Here is a 15,411-nt window from a genome sequence, read left to right as displayed (position 1 = left end):
CTGATGACCATAGCAAGTCGGTCCCACCCCTTCCCATCCCGAACAGGACCGTGAAACGACTCTGCGCCGATGATAGTGCTGCAACCAGTGTGAAAGTAGGTTATCGTCAGGCTAGTTATATAGAAAAACCCCGTCAGTTAGTTCTGGCGGGGTTTTTTGCATTCTGGCTGAAGCAGATTTTCGTAGATCGCCAGTATGGCCGGCAGTTCCACTCCTTCCAGTTCGAACATGCGCCGCAACTCGGCCAGCACGGCTTGCATGGCCGTCAATGGCAGCAGCGCCATGCGACTGCCATTGACGGTGACGGCAAAGATGCCATCAGTGCCGGCGGAATCCTGCGCTGTCACGGTGGCGTAGACGGCTGCATACGATGCAGTTGTTACCATCAGCAAAGTGCCTGCCGAGGCGGCAGGCGCGCCGATGGCAATACAAAATGGCGGCCCGCTCGCATCTTCTTCTCCGACATGCTCGAAACATAGCTGCGCCATTATTGCGTGCGGCGGCGCCGGTGCAGGGTGAGCAGCAGCAAGCCTGTCGCCATGATCAACACGCTGGCAGGTTCTGGCACGGCAGTAATGAAGCCACCCGCGGAAGGATTGGTCAGGCCGGTCAGCACCAGCGAAAACAGGGGATCGGGATCGTAAGGCGACGGATCGAACATGGCTGCGCCTGATTCCACTGCGCCTGTCGGCAAAGCATGCAAGCCCGTCGTCAACTTCGCCATGACGTCCACCGATGCGGTTTGCCCTTCCAGCACATTGAACGTGAAATGAAAACCGTCGATGGCGACAGTATCGGCACTAGCGATGGGATCGGAGGTGTTGGGTGTGTTCACGATCGTCATGTGCGACTTCAAGTCGAAATTCTTTTCAGGCACATTCGTTAAATTGATCGACATCGTTAAATCCACGCTGTCGGCGCCAGTAGCGATGGCAATCGTGCCGTTATGAAAAGTCAGGCGGCCCAGCGTGAATTCCGTGTCGGGTTTGGTATGGAATTCGTTGCCGGCAAACGTCAGCGAACTAGGTTCACCCGTGCCCCATGCAAAGTTGTTGGTGCCGACACCGGACACCACGGCGGTAGCTGGCGCGGGATTACCGAATTTGCCACTGACGTCGCCCACCGTGGCTTTTTTCATGGTCCAGCCCCACGTGACGCCATCTTTGACAGTCAACGCTTTATCCGCACCGCGTATGACGGGAAACAGTTTGGCATCCCAATCGACGCTGTCGACAGTGTCCAGCCTGGAGATATTACGTTTTGGGAAGTCGTAGAAATTGAGTTTTTCCGCCGGCAGTGCGGGATCGCGGTTTTGCGCCGTGAATGTGTAGAAAGGCTCGGCAGGCTTGCCTTGATTATCCAGATGCGGTGATGTGGCGCCGCCCAGCGGGGCATTGGTCGTGACAATTTGTACCCACTCCAAGCTCTTTCCGCTACCGAGCGCACCGCCATTGTCATACAGCGCCCGCATTTCCGCGCCGCCTTTGGCATCCTTGAATTGGGCGTCATAGTTGGTGATTGCCATGGAACCGCCGCTGCCCGCTGCCGCAGTCCAGTCCTTAGTGAGCATATCGGTCTTCAGCTCACTGGCTGCAACAGTGCCTTTGTCGTGAAGGCGCACGACTGCGCTGCCATCGGCGGAAACGGCAAAGGCCGCCGCCTGGACATATTGCGTGGCGCAATGCGCAAGCATGATGCACGCCAGGTATCGAAATTTCATGATGGTCTCCCTGCAATGCGCCGCCAACAGGTGGCACTGCAGGGAGTACTGCAATCGGCGTGCCGCGTCCGCCGTTGCAGGCGCCGTCTGGCAGAGCTCGCAGCGGCGGAGGCGCGCTTGTCACGAAAGCCGACAGCGGCTCAGCGCTGCATCAACGCATCGAACAGTGGCTGCGCCGCATCGGCAATCCGGTCCAGGCTGGCTTCACGCAGCGCCGCTGTATCAACCCGGTACGCGCTACGCAAACCGGCCCATGCCAGCAACGCGGCGCACGCTTGCGGAGCATCGAACAAGCCATGCAAATACGTACCCAGCACTTGCCCGTCGGCAGACAGGGCGCCTTCCGCGCGGCCATCAATGATGAAAGCAGGCTGCGCCAGCGCGGCGCCTTCGGATACACCCATATGGATTTCGTAACCCGTGACGGCAGCGTCCGGCGCAAATGCGCATGTACCGTGCACTTGTACCAGGCGCTTTTCCTGTGTCAGTACGGTGGCCATTTCCAGCAAGCCCAGCGCAGGCGAAACGCCGGGCGCACCTTCCACGCCGAATGCATCGGTCACTTCACGTCCCAGCATCTGGAAGCCGCCGCAAATGCCAATCACTTTGCCGCCATAGCGCAAGTGCCGCGCAATGTGTGCAGGCCAGCCATATTCCCGCAGCCACGCCAGATCGCCCCGCGTATTCTTGCTGCCAGGAATGATGATCAAATCCGCCGCAGGAATCGCTTCGCCCTGGCGGATAAATTGCAAGTCCACATCCGGATGCGCGCGCAGTGCATCGAAGTCCGTGTGGTTGCTCATGCGGGGCAGGCTGGGCACAACGATCTTGAAGGCGCCCTTGGTCGATTGCACTGGCTGCACGGCATCTTCCGCATCGAGGTATAAGCCGTGCAGATAAGGCAGAACAGCGAGAACCGGCTTGCCAGTCTGCTGTTCCAGCCAGTCCAGGCCCGGTTCCAGCAACTTGATATCGCCGCGGAAGCGGTTGATGACAAAGCCGATGATGCGGTTGCGTTCACTGTCCGACAGGCACGACAGGGTGCCGACTATGTGCGCGAACACGCCGCCACGGTCGATGTCCGCCACCAGCACGACAGGACAGTCTACGGCTTCCGCAAAGCCCATATTGGCAATGTCGCGGTCGCGCAAATTGATTTCCGCAGGGCTGCCGGCGCCTTCCACCACCACCGTATCGTATTGCGCCAGCAGGCGCTGGTGCGATTCCAGCACGGCGCCCATCGCCACGGTCTTATATTGGTGATAGTCGCGTGCATTCATTTCCGCGCGCACTTTGCCATGAATGATCACTTGCGCGCCGATGTCGCTGGATGGCTTCAGCAAGACGGGATTCATGTCGGTATGCGGTTCCACACCGGCTGCCACGGCTTGCAGCGCCTGCGCGCGGCCGATTTCGCCGCCATCGCTGGTGACGGCGCTGTTGAGCGCCATGTTCTGCGGCTTGAATGGCACGACGCGTACGCCGGCCCGTTTGAATAAGCGGCACAGCGCCGCCACGACCGTGCTTTTGCCCGCGTCGGACGTGGTGCCTTGCACCATCAAGGTACGGTAGGCTGCCATCAGTTTTTCCTGTGCTGGCGTGCTTCTTCCAGCTTTTCACAAATCATGGCCGTGCCCTGGATCATGCGGGGGCCGGAACGGTTCACCAGGCTGCTCTCGATGGTGAACAGGTTATTGTTTTTGACGGCTTTCATATTTTTATAGGGCCGCCACAAATTGACGCCGCCATAATTCTTTTCCGCCGTCGCGAAGACAGCTTCCGGATCTTCGCGCAATACGTTTTCTACGTCCACCACGGGCGCTGTCGTCTTCAGCGCGGCAAATACGTTTTCACCGCCGCATACGCGCATCGCATCGTTGATGATATGTCCGCCGGCCAGGGTGTACAGCGGCTTGTCCCATACCTGGTAAAACACGCGTACTGGCGGGCGCTTCGCATATTGGGCAGTCAGCGCATCGAGTTTGGTGCGCAAGTCGGCTGCGGTCTTGTCAGCCACCGCTTCCGTACCCAGCAGCTTGCCCATGCGCTGCACGTTATCGGCAATGTCCGCCAATTTTTTCGGCTCGCTGTGAAACAGTGGAATACCCAGCTGGCGCAACGTTTCAATCTGGCGCTCGGACGCACCATGCATCCAGATCACAATCAAATCCGGCTTCAGCGATGCCACACGCTCCATATCCACATTGCGGTTATCGCCAATGTTCTGGATCTTCTTGGCCGCTTCCGGGTAATCGCTGTAACTGACGACGCCGACGATCTTGTCGCCGCCACCCGCTGCAAACAGCATTTCCGTCACGTGCGGCGCCATCGATACGACGCGCTGCGCAGGCTTTTGCAGGGTGACGGGTTTACCGTCATCGTCATGTACGGTAATTGCCGCGTGCGCGGAGACTGCCGCCAGCATGGCCGCCGCCATCACAATGCGCTTGATCTTCATGGTTGACTCCAAAGTTGTAATGCCTGTTCAAGGCGGCGCCAGCCCGCGTCATCCGGCGGCAAGCCGATACGGATGCCGCGCGCCCTGCGGGGAAACAGCCTTACCCAAATGCCTTGCCGCGCCAGGTGCTCATGCAATGCTTCCGCCTGCGGTTCCGGCCACCACTGGAACAGGGCCGTGCCAGATGAACGGATGCCATACGTTGCCAGCAATGCCTGCAAACGTTCACCTTCCTGCACGAGCCGCTCGCGCATTGCTTGCTGCCAGGGACGGTCGTTCAATGCAGCCAGCGCCACGTGCTGTGCCGGGCCGCTGACTGCCCATGGCCCCAGCATATTTTCCAGATCTTGCAACAGCGGCAGCGGTGCAGCGACAAAGCCCAGCCGCAACCCCGCCAGGCCAAAGAATTTGCCAACGGAGCGCAGCACGATCAGCGCGCCGCCTCCTTGCCAAGCGCGGTCAGTTTGCGCTGCAACGCTATTGGCCACGGTATCGCCAAATGCTTCATCGACCACCAGCCAGCCGCCGCGCGCGGCCAGCCGCCCAGCCCATTGCAGCAACTGCTCCGACGGCACTTGCGCACCGGTCGGGTTATTCGGATTGCAGATCACCATGACATCGCAGCGATCCACGGCCGCATCCAGCTCGCTGTACGCGGCTTCGCTCATCGTATGGCCATGCTGGTTCCAGTGGTGCGCATGTTCCGCATATGACGGCGATGACACCACGACGCGTGATGGGGGCCGCAAGCGGGGCAGGGCTTGAATGGCCGCCTGCGTACCGGCGACCGCCAGCATGCGCGGCGCGCCATAAAACGCTTGCGCCGCCTCAGCCAGCGCCGGATCGGTTTCCGGCAACCGGTGCCACGCATTGCCTGCAATGGGCGGCGCCGGATACCAGTGCGGATTGATGCCGGTGGACAGGTCCAGCCAGTCGTGCGCGCCATAGCGGCGCATGGCATCGCGTAAATTGCCGCCGTGTTCAGGCATAGCGTGCTCCCAATGCAATGGTGGCGGCGATAGCAAGCCACAGCAACGTTGTATTCCTTACCAGCGCCCATGCACGCACGATATCGGCCGTACATGCAGGCTGGCCCATGCCGAGCGGCGGGCGCTGTTCCACTTCGCCGTCATACACGGCGGCGCCGCCCAGCGACAAGCCCAGCGCACCGGCGCCGCTCGACATCACAGGGCCGGCGTTCGGGCTGCTCCACGCCGGCGCCTGCACACGCCAGCAACGCCATGCGCGGCGCTTGCCATCCAGCGTCGGCGCCAGCAACACATAGGACAGGGCAGTCAGCCGTGCCGGAAGCAAATTCAACACATCGTCGATGCGGGCCGCAGCCCAGCCATAGCGCAGGAAGCGCGCATTGCGGTAGCCCCACATGGCATCGAGCGTATTCGCAAGGCGGAACAGGATGGCGCCCGGGCCGCCGGCCACGGCAAACCAGAACAGTGTGCCGAAGACGGCATCATTGCCGTTTTCCAGCAGCGATTCCGTGCTGGCTTTAGCCAGATCAGCTTCACTTGCTGCGCTGGTATCACGGCTGACGATGCGCGATGTCAGCCAGCGTGCTTGCGGCAAATCGCCCCGCGCCAGCGCCTCAGCGATGGGGATGTTATGGTCGCGCAAGCTGCGCAATCCGATGCACAAGTACAGCAGCAGCGCGTGCACCGCATATCCGCCGCGGTCTGCCAGCAACCAGGCCAGCGCCGTTAATGGTACGACAGCCAGCAGCCAGCCCAGCACACCATGCGCATAACCCCCTCTCCGGTTCAGCATTTTTTCAAGGGCAGATGCGAGGCGGCCGAAACCCACCAGCGGATGCCAGCGCCGTGCCTCGCCCAGCAGGGCATCGAGCAGCACGCCGCCCGCCATCAGCAGCGCGATGTCCAGCGCACCGAGGCCGCTCAGCATGGTGCGCCTTTCAATACCAGCGGCAAGCCTGCCGCAACGAAGACCGCGCAGTCGCACACGGCCGCCACGGCCTGGTTCAACCGGCCCGCCTCATCCGTAAAGGCGCGCGATACGGCGCCATACGGCACGATGCCCATGCCTACTTCATTCGATACCAGCACGACATCGCCTGCCGCATGCTCCAGCGCCGCCAGCAACGCCGCGCGCTGTTCGTGGAAGCGGGACGGCAAATTAATTTCGCCGACATCGGGATAATCCGCCGCACCGTCAAACATCAGGTTCGTCAGCCACAACGTCAGGCAATCCACCAATACCAGCCTTTGCGGCGACGCCCACTGCGCCAGTGCGGCCGCCAGTGCCAGCGGTTCTTCCACGGTGGTCCAGGCCGATGGCCGCTGGCTGCGGTGGCGCGTGATGCGCGCCGCCATTTCACCGTCACCGGCATGCGCGGTGGCGATGTACACGACTTCCTTGCCGGACTCGATGGCCAGCTTTTCCGCATAGGCGCTCTTGCCGGAGCGCGCGCCGCCAAAGACCAGCGTCCGCATTATGCAGCGCTCCGCGACAGCAGCGCCGCCACGGCGGCAGGGTTGGACGGAAAGTAAGCATGGAAATACGACGCTGTCAGCGAACCGACGCGGTACACGGCTTCTCCCTGTGCGCCGGATGGATGCTTGGCCGTATGGACCAGTGGCGTCACGATGGTTTGCATCGATGAATAGTGGAATGTATGGCCGCGTAAATCACCTTGCGGCGTCGGCATCACTTGCGAGCCCAGTCCGGCGAGGCGCTTTTGCATGGCCACGTGGCCCGGCAACAATCCCGCCATTGGCCACACCGTGTCTTCCTTGTCGGACAGCGTTTCAGCCAGCGCCATCATGCCGCCACATTCCGCCCAAATCGGCACGCCCTCAGCGTGCGCCGTACGCATCGACGCTTGCCAGTGCGACGCTTCCGACAGCGCTCGCGCATGCAATTCAGGGTAACCGCCCGGCAGGTAAATCGCATCGGCATCGTATGGCGGCGGCTGGTCGGCCAGTGGTGAAAAGAAGGCCACTTCCGCACCCATGGCGCGCAACGTGTCGACGTTAGCGGGATACAGGAACATGAAGGCCGCATCGCGGGCGATGGCAATTTTGCGTCCCGCCAGCAGTGGCGGCACCGGCGCTATCGTTGGCGCCTGCAGTGCTTCATCGAGCTGCAGCCGCGCAGGGCGCAGGCTGCTCCATGCTGCTTCGTCGAAATTCAATTGTCCGGCCAACTGGTCCAGCAGTGCGTCCAGGTCGGGTATTTCATCCGGCAAGACCAGGCCCAGATGCCGTTCGGGCAGCGAAACCGCTTGCTTTGGCAACGTGGCAAACAGGGGAATGCCACGCAGCGACGCGGCAATCATGGACGCGTGGCCGGCGCTGCCGACACGGTTGGCAATCACGCCAGCCAGTTCGACCGGGCCGTAATCGCGCAAGCCATGCACCACCGCGCCCGCTGTCTGCGCCATCGCGCCCGCATCGATGACCGCCATGACAGGAACGCCGAATTCGCGGGCCAGGTCGGCCGACGATGGATTGCCATCGTATAGGCCCATGACGCCTTCAATCAGGATCACGTCCGCTTCCATGGCGGCTTGCGCCAGTTGCGCGCGGCATGCTTCGCGGCCCACGATCCATAAATCCAGTGAACGCACGGGCGCGCCGCTGGCCCGCTCCAGGATGGCCGGGTCAATGAAATCCGGCCCGCATTTGAATACGCGGACTTTGCGGCCCATGTTGGCCAGCTTGCGCGCCAGCGCCGCCGTGACCGTGGTCTTGCCCTGGCCGGAAGCCACGGCGGACACCATCAGCACGGGAGCGTTGTAATGCGACGCCATCACCATTCCGTACCCGCTTGCGCCTTGATGCCGGCTTTGAATGCGTGTTTGACCACTGCCATTTCCGTCACGGTATCGGCAATATCGATCAATTCAGGCGGCGCGCCGCGGCCCGTGATGACGACGTGCTGCAAGGCAGGGCGCACCAGTAAATCCGTCAGCACGGTCTCGATATCGAGATAGCGGTATTTCAGCGCGATGTTCAATTCGTCCAGCACCACCAGGCCGATTTCCGGGTCCGTGAGGAAGCGCTTGGCCTGTTGCCACGCCAGCTGGGCTTTTGCAATATCGCGCTCGCGGTCTTGCGTGACCCAGGTATAGCCTTCCCCCATCGAGTGAAAGCTGATCTCTTCCGGGAAGCGGCGCAAGAACATTTCTTCGCCGGTTTCCATCGCACCCTTGATGAATTGCACTACGCCGACTTTCATGCCGTGGCCCATGGCGCGGATGGCCATCCCGAAGCCGGATGAGCTTTTGCCCTTGCCGTTGCCGGTGTTGACGATAATGATGCCGATTTGCTTGTCGGCCGCCGCGATTTTCGCGTCGATGATTTCCTTCTTGCGCTCCATGCGGATGCGGTGGCGCTCATTGAGCGCGGCGCGCTCCTGGTCTTGTTCGGTCGTCATGTATTGGATTCTTTCGGAATAAAGATATGGCGCGCGCCGTGATGGATGACTTCAATGGCGTGGTCCAGGCAGCGGCCCAGGATATCGGTTTGCATGACATCGCCCACGGGGCCTGCCTGCCACGTGCCGTCGCCCATCAGCAGCAGCGCATGAGTGGAGACGCTGTGCGCCAAGGTCAAATCATGGCCCACCATGACCACGGTCTTGCCTTGTTCTTTGCACAGCTTTGCCAGCAGGCGCATGACGCTGACCTGGTGCGCCAAATCCAGCGCATTGGCTGGTTCGTCCAGCAACAGCAGCGGCGTATCTTGCGCCAGCATGGCGGCAATCGCGACCCGCTGGCGCTCGCCGCCAGACAAGGTACGCACGTTGCGCGATGCCAGGTTGTCCACTTCCATGGCGGCCAGCGCCGTCATGGCCAGCGTATGGTCGTCGCTGCCTTCCCAGTAGCGGTTGTCGTGATAAGGGTGGCGCGCGGACAGCACGGTTTCCAGCACGCTGTATGCAAAGGCATCGCTGCGGCTTTGTGCCAGAAAGGCGCGTTCGCGCGCCAGCGCCGCCAATGGCCAGTCGCCCAGCGGCTTGCCCTGGATGGCGACATGGCCGCCATCGGCAGGGATCAACCCTGCCAAGGTGCGCAGCAGCGTGCTTTTACCGGCGCCGTTACGGCCAATCACGCTCCAGCATTCGCCGTCGCGCACGTGCCAGTCCAAGTCTTGTACCAGTGTGCGGGCGCCGATCTTGAGGGTTAAGTTGTGGGTGGAAATCATTTGCGCAGCCTGTGCAATTGATACAGGAACACGGGCGTGCCGATCAGCGCTGTGATGACGCCAACCGGCAACTGCTGTGGCGCCGTGACGGTGCGCGCCAGTGTGTCAGCCAAGACCAGATAGCCGCCGCCCAGCAAGGTTGCTGCGGGAATCAACACACGGTGGTCTGCCCCAAAGGCGAAACGGCACGCGTGGGGTACGATCAAGCCGACAAAGCCCACGCTGCCGCCATTGGTGACGGCGCTGGCTGTCAGCAGGGCGGACACGAAGAACAAGCCTTTGCGCAGCAGTCCGACGTTGATGCCCAGCGTAACGGCGCTTTCCGCATGCAGCGCCATGACATTGATGGCGCGCGCGCTGCGCAACGCAAAAATCACACTGCCTGCCAGCACTACCCATGGCATCGCCCGGAATGACGCGCCGGACAAGTCGCCGATCAGCCAGAACACCATGGAACGCAGCCGGCTTTCCGGTGCAATCGACAGCATCAGCGTAATCAGCGCCGTGCACGCGGCAGACAAAATCACGCCCGTCAGCAACAGCAATGCGGTGCCGCCTTCGGCCGCCGCGCCGCTGCGCATATCACGCCGCGCGAGTAAATACAGCAGCATGGCGATGGAGACGGCGCCTGCAAACGCGGCGGCATCGACCATCCACGCCGCGCACATCAGCAGCAGTGCAAACAGTGCACCGACGGCGGCGCCGGCGGAAATGCCCAGCACGTATGGATCGGCCAGTGGGTTGCGCAACAGCGCCTGCATCATGACGCCGGACAGCGACAACGCCGCTCCGGTGACAAAGGCCGTCAGCGCGCGGGAGCCCCGCAATTCCAGCAAGGTCGCGGCCAGGCTGGGTGTGGCGCCTTCCACTGGGGCATACAGCTCGCGCAATGCGCCCACCAGGTCGGGCAGGGGAATGTGGATGGAGCCGGTCATGCCGGCAAACAGCAGGCTGGCGACAACGAACAGCGCCAGTGCGCCAGTGACGGCCACTGCCCGTGAGCGCAGGCTGGTAGGAGTTGGATGCATGTGCCGCCTTTATGGAGAGCGCCTGCGGGACGGTGGCGCACCGTCCCGCAGCTTACACGGATTACTTGAAGCCGTAACGGATGCTTGCGTAGTACGTCGTGCCGGGCACGCCGTAGTAGCGGGCAACTTCGTAACTCTTGTCGGTGGCGTTATTCACGCGCGCCAGCAGCGACCAGTCGCTGGTCAACCGGTACGTTGCAAACAAGTTCACCAGGCCATAGCCGCCCAGGCGGTTGCGGTTGGCCGCATCGTCAAAACGCTTGCCCGACACTTGCCATTCCACGCCGGCCACCAGCGGGCCTGCCGTGTAGTCCACGGTGGCGGTGCCGTGTTCTTTCGCGCGGCGCTGCAGTGATTTACCCGTGGTTTCATCTTTCGGATCCTGGAAATCGGCGCTGGCTGTGAAGTTGAACGCGCCCAGGCGGTGAGCTGCCGCCAGGGTGACGCCTTCCAGCGTGACGTGATTGACGTTGTAGGCGCAGCCATACGGGTATTTCACCGGATCGTTTTTCGGGCATGGCGTCGTGCTGACCAGCATATCGGTCAGCTTGTTGCGGTACGCCGTTACGCTCAGTTCCGTCGCGCCATCGTGGTATTGCAAGCCGGCTTCGAAGTTGCGACCTTTTTCCGGCTTGTTGTCCGGGTTGCCGTACAGCGGGTAGTACAGTTCATTGAACGATGGCGCGCGGAAGCTGGTGCCAAACGTGGCGTTGGCGCGCAGCGTGTTGCTGATGCGGTAGCCATAGCCGATGGCGCCGGTCGCCTTGTTGCCATACTGCGAGTTGTCGTCATTGCGGACGCTGACGCTGGCCAGGTGCTCGCCGCGCTTCATGTTGTAAGCGGCCGCCACGGATTTCGTCGTACGCTCTTTGCCCAGGGCCGGCGTCGTGCCGGATACCACTTCTTCCTTGCGATGGTTGAACAGCACTTGCAAGGTGTCGGCGCCGATGGCGATATCGTTTTGCCAAGTCCACTCATGCTGCTTGCTGATGATGGAACTGGTGGTGGAGCGCACGCCGGAATCGGACAAGGAATTGTCTTCCGACTGCGTATATTGCAGCGTGCTGTGCCACAGCGGCAGGAACTGGTTTTTGGTAAAGACACCCACGTTCTTTTGCTTCTGGATGCTGCGCGCATCGTAGAAGATCACTGGCGTGCCGCTGTCGATCTGGCCATTGGTACGGCTGTTCAGGAAGACCAGGCCGACGTCGTGGCCTTTGGCCAGCTGGAAGCCGAATTGGCCGGCAGCGTTTTCACGCACATAACCATCCTTGTCGCCGTTGAACGAGAAGTTGCCTGGCAGCGTCGCGGAGAAACCATCCGATTCTTCCTTGGCGGCGCTGACGGCGTAGCTGAAGCTGTGTTCACCGCCGGTGGCGCCATACACGCTGCCTTCATAGGTACGGGTTTTCTGGCTGCCGATGCCAACGGCGCCGGTGACGGCCGGCGCGCCTGCGCCTTTTTTCGTGAAGATCTGGATCACGCCGCCGATGGCGTCGGCGCCGTACAGCGCGCTCATCGGGCCGTAAACGATTTCAATGTGGTCGATCGCTTGCAGTGGCAGGGCGGACCAGTTGGCCGCGCCGGACGTCGACGAGCCTATGCGCACGCCATCAACCAGCACCACGTTCTGGTTGCTGTTGGCGCCGCGGATAAAGACGGACGAGTTGGTGCCCGGGCCGCCGTTGCGGGAAATTTCAATGCCGCGCTGGCGCTGCAGCACGTCGGTGATGGAGCCGGCGCCGGAACGGGCGATGTCTTCGGCGGTGATGACGGTGACGTCAGCCAATACGTCGCGCTGCAATTGTGGCGCGCGGCTGGCGGTTATGATGACGGAATCGATGGCCGTGTTTTGGGCCTGTGCCGGTGAGGTCAAAGCGGCGATAGCCAGCGCGAGCGACGTGAAGGCCACGTGACGTGGGGCAGTAAAGGTCATGGCAGTTTTTTCTGAGTGAGTACGCAACCTGCCGACTTCCCCGTCGGCGGGATTGAACAGAGGCGCATGGACGATTCGTCGCTGTGCGCATCCACCTGTTTTGGCCGGTATCCGGGCTGGCAAGTTAAACCGCCCGGCCTTCCCATGCGATGCACAGTGGCCATTTGAGGCGATTTGCCGCGCGAGGCGGCACTTGCTTACCGTTGCGGGGGCAGCACACGTTGGCGCATTTCCTTTGTAAGGACGCGCTTCGTGTTTCCCGTTTAACTGCACGCATGGACATGCGCGCGGGCACCAAAACCCGGCATTATACGGATTTCAGCGGACTGCTTCCACAATGACAGCTTCGCCATAGCCGATGCGGTGCGCGGCGCGGGCTGCGCGCAGGGCGGTTTCTTGCGCCGATATGCCGGGTTCATAGGCCGATAAAAGGCGGATGGTGCCGGCGTGGCAGACAATGATGGCGTCGCCGTGCGGCTGTTGCAGCAGCTCGGTACGGAACGCCAGCACACGCTGCGCCGCTTCCGTCGCGCTTTCGCCGCCGCCGGGGCGGTAGTGCGCCATGTCGGCGGCCCATGCATCAATGTCGTGGCGGGGTATGGTGTCCCAATGGTGCATTTCCCAACTGCCGAAATGCAGTTCGCGCAGGCGCGCATCGAATATGGGGCGGCCCAGCAGTGAGGCCAGTGCGGCGCAGCGTTGCAAAGGACTGGAGTAGAGCGGGGCGGCTTCGGGAAGGATGGCGCTGGAATGCAGCGCGGCCAGTGCCCGTTCCGCTTCTCCTGGCATCGCAGGCAAGTCTGTGCTGCCATAGCACATGCCCGGTTGGGCTTGCGGCTGCGGGTGGCGGATCAGGATCAGGCGCATGGGAGCGCGCCTTGCCCCAGGCTGCCCAGTACACACAGATAAATCATGGCTTCCGCGGCTTGCTGGACGGCGCCCAGGCAATCGCCTGTATAGCCGCCGATTCGGCGCTGGAATTTCATGGCCAGCCATAACGTGCTGGCGCTGGCTGCCACGATGGCAGCCAATACTGCTTGCCAGTGCAGCCAGCCGCCGCGTAGCAGGACGGCGGCTGCCGCCAGTACCGTGCTCGCGGCAACGGCAAACTCGCCGGTGCGCATTTTTTGCGCCATCGGCTTGGATTTGCCTTCGTCGCGCGCATAGTCCATCCGCCAAATCAGCGCGGTTGCGGCAAGGCGGGATAGTGGATGAGCGAGAAACAGGGCGGCAATCGCCGTGACGGGCGGCAGCATGGCGAGCGCTGTGCATTTCACGCCCAGCATGCATATGGTGCCGATCGCACCGTAGGCGCCAATGCGCGAATCCTTCATGATTTCCAGCACGCGTTCGCGCGTCATGCCGCCGCCGAAGCCATCGCACATATCGGCAAAGCCATCTTCATGGAATGCGCCTGTCGCATAAATACTGGCGCCGGTGGACAGCAATGCCGCCACCGGCGCCGGCAGCACGAGCGCTGCCGCCGCATACACGCCTGCCGCGATGGCTGCCACCGTCACGCCGACCAGTGGAAAGTAGCGGGACGACTGGTGCAGCCACGCGGCATCGAATCCCACCCAGCGGGGGATCGGCAAGCGCGTAAAGAATTGCAGCGCCGTGAAGAACAGGCGGATCTGGTGCATGGCTTATTCAGACTTTTCGCTGACTTGCGCGGATTCGAATGTTGCCATTTGATTGACGAAATTGACGGCTGCATGGAGCAGCGGCAGCGCCAGTGCGCCGCCGGTGCCTTCGCCCAGGCGCAGGCCCAGTTGCAGCAGCGGCCGGGCGCCCAGGTAATCGAGCATGCGGCGGTGGCCGCTTTCGTCGGAGCAGTGCGCGAACACGCAGTAATCGAGAATATTCGGCTGCAGCTTCGCAGCGGCCAGCAAGGCGCTGGTGACGATGAAGCCGTCGATCAGCAAGACTTTGCGGCGCTCTGCGGCTTTCAGCATGGCGCCGGCCATCATGGCGATTTCGAAGCCGCCGAATGTCGCCAGCACGTCCAGCGGTGCGGTGACGGACGCATGTTTTTCTACTGCGGCTTCGATAACGCGCTGTTTATGCAGGATACCTTCGGACGACAGGCCCGTGCCGGCGCCCACGCATTGCGCGACAGGCAGGCTGGTCAGTTTGTGCATCAGGGCGGCAGCGGCAGTGGTATTGCCGATGCCCATTTCACCGAAGCCGACGACGTTGCCGGGCAAGCCGGCGGCGAGCGCCATGCCGTGTTCCAGTGCGGTCGCGCACTGCTGGGCTGTCATGGCCGGCTCTTGGGCAAAGTTGCGCGTGCCTGGCGCCACTTTGCGGTTCAGCAAACCGTCGCGTGGGCCGAACTCGTGATTCACGCCGGCATCGATGACGTGCAGCGCGCACTGGTTTTGTTTGGCAAAGACATTGATGGCGGCGCCTTGCGCGAGGAAGTTTTCCACCATTTGCCACGTGACGTCTTGCGGGTACGCGGAAATCCCTTCCGCGACGACGCCATGGTCGCCGGCGAATACGAGGATCGCCGGTTCTGTAATGGATAAGGCCGTGGAGTTTTGAACCAGGCCGATTTGTTTGGCCAGTGCTTCCAGCATGCCCAGGCTGCCCAATGGTTTGGTCTTGTTATTTATCGCGCGGTCCAGCGCTGCGGACAGGGTTTCATTGGAGGTGGAAGTGATCGCTGGAATAGTCATGGCAAGCGTGGCGAAATGGTAATGGCCGCGATGTTACCGCTGTGCTTGCCAAAAGCGAAGCAGCTTTGCTATAGTTCGGTCCCCGCAGCGCTGCGACGGTTTGAAAACGAAACAGCGATGCAAACGAGGGGTTGACGGATATCGCGAAACACTAGATAATCTCGCTTCTCTGCTGCTGACGAACACAACGCTTCGTCGATATCGAAAGATCAGCATTTCTTTAAAAACATACAGTCGATAAGTGTGGGCGTTAGATGAGATTTGCCCGGCGCTTGGTTTCGTAACTAAAGCGCTGCAACTCAAATTATTAGTACTAACGCTCGCACAAATATTAAACGTAATCTCGAAAGAGATTCGTCAGTATTTTGAGTGAGTGACCCCAACCGCAAGGTTGGAAAACAGAGATTG

At 61.6% G+C, this 15,411-nt stretch carries 15 protein-coding genes, 1 rRNA gene and 1 riboswitch; of the genes, 1 reads left to right on the top strand and 15 read right to left on the bottom strand.

The window, feature by feature from the left end; genetic code table 11:
* A 5S ribosomal RNA gene (rrf, locus tag GM668_RS29650) occupies positions 1 to 112 on the top strand.
* A 25-nt stretch (positions 113 to 137) separates the two neighbouring features.
* Here the strand turns inward: rrf and GM668_RS29645 are convergent.
* The 15 genes from GM668_RS29645 to cobT all read right to left on the bottom strand — a co-directional run bounded on the left by GM668_RS29645 (position 138) and on the right by cobT (position 15,003).
* Positions 138 to 386: a hypothetical protein gene (locus GM668_RS29645; protein WP_155442580.1), complete on the bottom strand. Its 249-nt coding sequence runs from the start codon at positions 384 to 386 to the stop codon at positions 138 to 140.
* Positions 387 to 487: 101 nt separating this feature from the next.
* Positions 488 to 1,720 (bottom strand): choice-of-anchor K domain-containing protein, encoded by a 1,233-nt coding sequence (locus GM668_RS29640; protein ID WP_155442579.1) that lies wholly within the window; start codon positions 1,718 to 1,720, stop codon positions 488 to 490.
* Between the two features lie 140 nt (positions 1,721 to 1,860).
* Positions 1,861 to 3,300: a cobyric acid synthase gene (locus GM668_RS29635; RefSeq protein WP_229500106.1), complete on the bottom strand. Its 1,440-nt coding sequence runs from the start codon at positions 3,298 to 3,300 to the stop codon at positions 1,861 to 1,863.
* Positions 3,300 to 4,178 carry a cobalamin-binding protein gene (locus tag GM668_RS29630; protein ID WP_155442578.1) on the bottom strand — a complete coding sequence of 293 codons (879 nt, stop codon included), beginning with the start codon at positions 4,176 to 4,178 and terminating at the stop codon, positions 3,300 to 3,302. Before GM668_RS29630 ends, GM668_RS29635 begins: the two co-directional genes overlap by 1 nt.
* Positions 4,175 to 5,167 carry a threonine-phosphate decarboxylase CobD gene (gene cobD / locus GM668_RS29625; RefSeq protein ID WP_155442577.1) on the bottom strand — a complete coding sequence of 331 codons (993 nt, stop codon included), beginning with the start codon at positions 5,165 to 5,167 and terminating at the stop codon, positions 4,175 to 4,177. The genes GM668_RS29630 and cobD overlap by 4 nt, the downstream gene beginning before the upstream one ends.
* On the bottom strand, positions 5,160 to 6,095 hold the full coding sequence (gene cbiB, locus GM668_RS29620; RefSeq protein WP_155442576.1) for an adenosylcobinamide-phosphate synthase CbiB: 936 nt from the start codon (positions 6,093 to 6,095) through the stop codon (positions 5,160 to 5,162). The genes cobD and cbiB overlap by 8 nt, the downstream gene beginning before the upstream one ends.
* A complete protein-coding gene (cobU, locus tag GM668_RS29615) occupies positions 6,089 to 6,646 on the bottom strand; it encodes a bifunctional adenosylcobinamide kinase/adenosylcobinamide-phosphate guanylyltransferase (RefSeq protein ID WP_170305915.1) in 558 nt (185 codons plus the stop codon). The genes cbiB and cobU overlap by 7 nt, the downstream gene beginning before the upstream one ends.
* Positions 6,643 to 7,962 (bottom strand): cobyrinic acid a,c-diamide synthase CobB, encoded by a 1,320-nt coding sequence (locus GM668_RS29610; RefSeq protein ID WP_155442574.1) that lies wholly within the window; start codon positions 7,960 to 7,962, stop codon positions 6,643 to 6,645. Before GM668_RS29610 ends, cobU begins: the two co-directional genes overlap by 4 nt.
* Complete coding sequence (gene cobO, locus GM668_RS29605) at positions 7,962 to 8,588, bottom strand: cob(I)yrinic acid a,c-diamide adenosyltransferase (protein WP_155442573.1); 627 nt, start codon at positions 8,586 to 8,588, stop codon at positions 7,962 to 7,964. The genes GM668_RS29610 and cobO overlap by 1 nt, the downstream gene beginning before the upstream one ends.
* Positions 8,585 to 9,358, bottom strand: coding sequence for an ABC transporter ATP-binding protein (locus GM668_RS29600; RefSeq protein ID WP_155442572.1), 774 nt, complete (start codon positions 9,356 to 9,358; stop codon positions 8,585 to 8,587). Before GM668_RS29600 ends, cobO begins: the two co-directional genes overlap by 4 nt.
* The gene (locus tag GM668_RS29595) at positions 9,355 to 10,386 is read right to left on the bottom strand and encodes a FecCD family ABC transporter permease (RefSeq protein ID WP_155442571.1); all 1,032 of its coding nucleotides are present in this window, start codon (positions 10,384 to 10,386) and stop codon (positions 9,355 to 9,357) included. Before GM668_RS29595 ends, GM668_RS29600 begins: the two co-directional genes overlap by 4 nt.
* A gap of 61 nt (positions 10,387 to 10,447) precedes the next feature.
* Positions 10,448 to 12,322 (bottom strand): TonB-dependent receptor domain-containing protein, encoded by a 1,875-nt coding sequence (locus GM668_RS29590; RefSeq protein WP_155442570.1) that lies wholly within the window; start codon positions 12,320 to 12,322, stop codon positions 10,448 to 10,450.
* 85 nt (positions 12,323 to 12,407) lie between these two features.
* A riboswitch (cobalamin riboswitch) is annotated at positions 12,408 to 12,636 on the bottom strand.
* Between the two features lie 4 nt (positions 12,637 to 12,640).
* On the bottom strand, positions 12,641 to 13,189 hold the full coding sequence (locus GM668_RS29585) for a histidine phosphatase family protein (protein ID WP_155442569.1): 549 nt from the start codon (positions 13,187 to 13,189) through the stop codon (positions 12,641 to 12,643).
* Positions 13,180 to 13,965 carry an adenosylcobinamide-GDP ribazoletransferase gene (locus GM668_RS29580; RefSeq protein WP_155442568.1) on the bottom strand — a complete coding sequence of 262 codons (786 nt, stop codon included), beginning with the start codon at positions 13,963 to 13,965 and terminating at the stop codon, positions 13,180 to 13,182. The genes GM668_RS29585 and GM668_RS29580 overlap by 10 nt, the downstream gene beginning before the upstream one ends.
* A gap of 3 nt (positions 13,966 to 13,968) precedes the next feature.
* Positions 13,969 to 15,003, bottom strand: coding sequence for a nicotinate-nucleotide--dimethylbenzimidazole phosphoribosyltransferase (gene cobT / locus GM668_RS29575; RefSeq protein ID WP_155442567.1), 1,035 nt, complete (start codon positions 15,001 to 15,003; stop codon positions 13,969 to 13,971).
* Between the last annotated feature and the right edge of the window lie 408 nt (positions 15,004 to 15,411).

The organism is Pseudoduganella ginsengisoli (assembly GCF_009720865.1).
GTDB lineage: Bacteria > Pseudomonadota > Gammaproteobacteria > Burkholderiales > Burkholderiaceae_D > Rugamonas > Rugamonas ginsengisoli.
Note: the sequence above shows the minus strand (reverse complement) of the source record. Positions and strands in the feature narration are given on the sequence as shown.

Coding starts and splice junctions, on each gene's coding strand:
- GM668_RS29640 (WP_155442579.1), bottom strand. CDS start 1,720: ATGAAATTTCGATACCTGGCGTGCATCATGCTTGCGCATTGCGCCACG.
- GM668_RS29645 (WP_155442580.1), bottom strand. CDS start 386: ATGGTAACAACTGCATCGTATGCAGCCGTCTACGCCACCGTGACAGCG.
- cobT (WP_155442567.1), bottom strand. CDS start 15,003: ATGACTATTCCAGCGATCACTTCCACCTCCAATGAAACCCTGTCCGCA.
- cbiB (WP_155442576.1), bottom strand. CDS start 6,095: ATGCTGAGCGGCCTCGGTGCGCTGGACATCGCGCTGCTGATGGCGGGC.
- GM668_RS29635 (WP_229500106.1), bottom strand. CDS start 3,300: ATGGCAGCCTACCGTACCTTGATGGTGCAAGGCACCACGTCCGACGCG.
- cobD (WP_155442577.1), bottom strand. CDS start 5,167: ATGCCTGAACACGGCGGCAATTTACGCGATGCCATGCGCCGCTATGGC.
- GM668_RS29630 (WP_155442578.1), bottom strand. CDS start 4,178: ATGAAGATCAAGCGCATTGTGATGGCGGCGGCCATGCTGGCGGCAGTC.
- GM668_RS29610 (WP_155442574.1), bottom strand. CDS start 7,962: ATGGCGTCGCATTACAACGCTCCCGTGCTGATGGTGTCCGCCGTGGCT.
- GM668_RS29585 (WP_155442569.1), bottom strand. CDS start 13,189: ATGCGCCTGATCCTGATCCGCCACCCGCAGCCGCAAGCCCAACCGGGC.
- GM668_RS29600 (WP_155442572.1), bottom strand. CDS start 9,358: ATGATTTCCACCCACAACTTAACCCTCAAGATCGGCGCCCGCACACTG.
- cobO (WP_155442573.1), bottom strand. CDS start 8,588: ATGACGACCGAACAAGACCAGGAGCGCGCCGCGCTCAATGAGCGCCAC.
- GM668_RS29580 (WP_155442568.1), bottom strand. CDS start 13,965: ATGCACCAGATCCGCCTGTTCTTCACGGCGCTGCAATTCTTTACGCGC.
- GM668_RS29595 (WP_155442571.1), bottom strand. CDS start 10,386: ATGCATCCAACTCCTACCAGCCTGCGCTCACGGGCAGTGGCCGTCACT.
- GM668_RS29590 (WP_155442570.1), bottom strand. CDS start 12,322: ATGACCTTTACTGCCCCACGTCACGTGGCCTTCACGTCGCTCGCGCTG.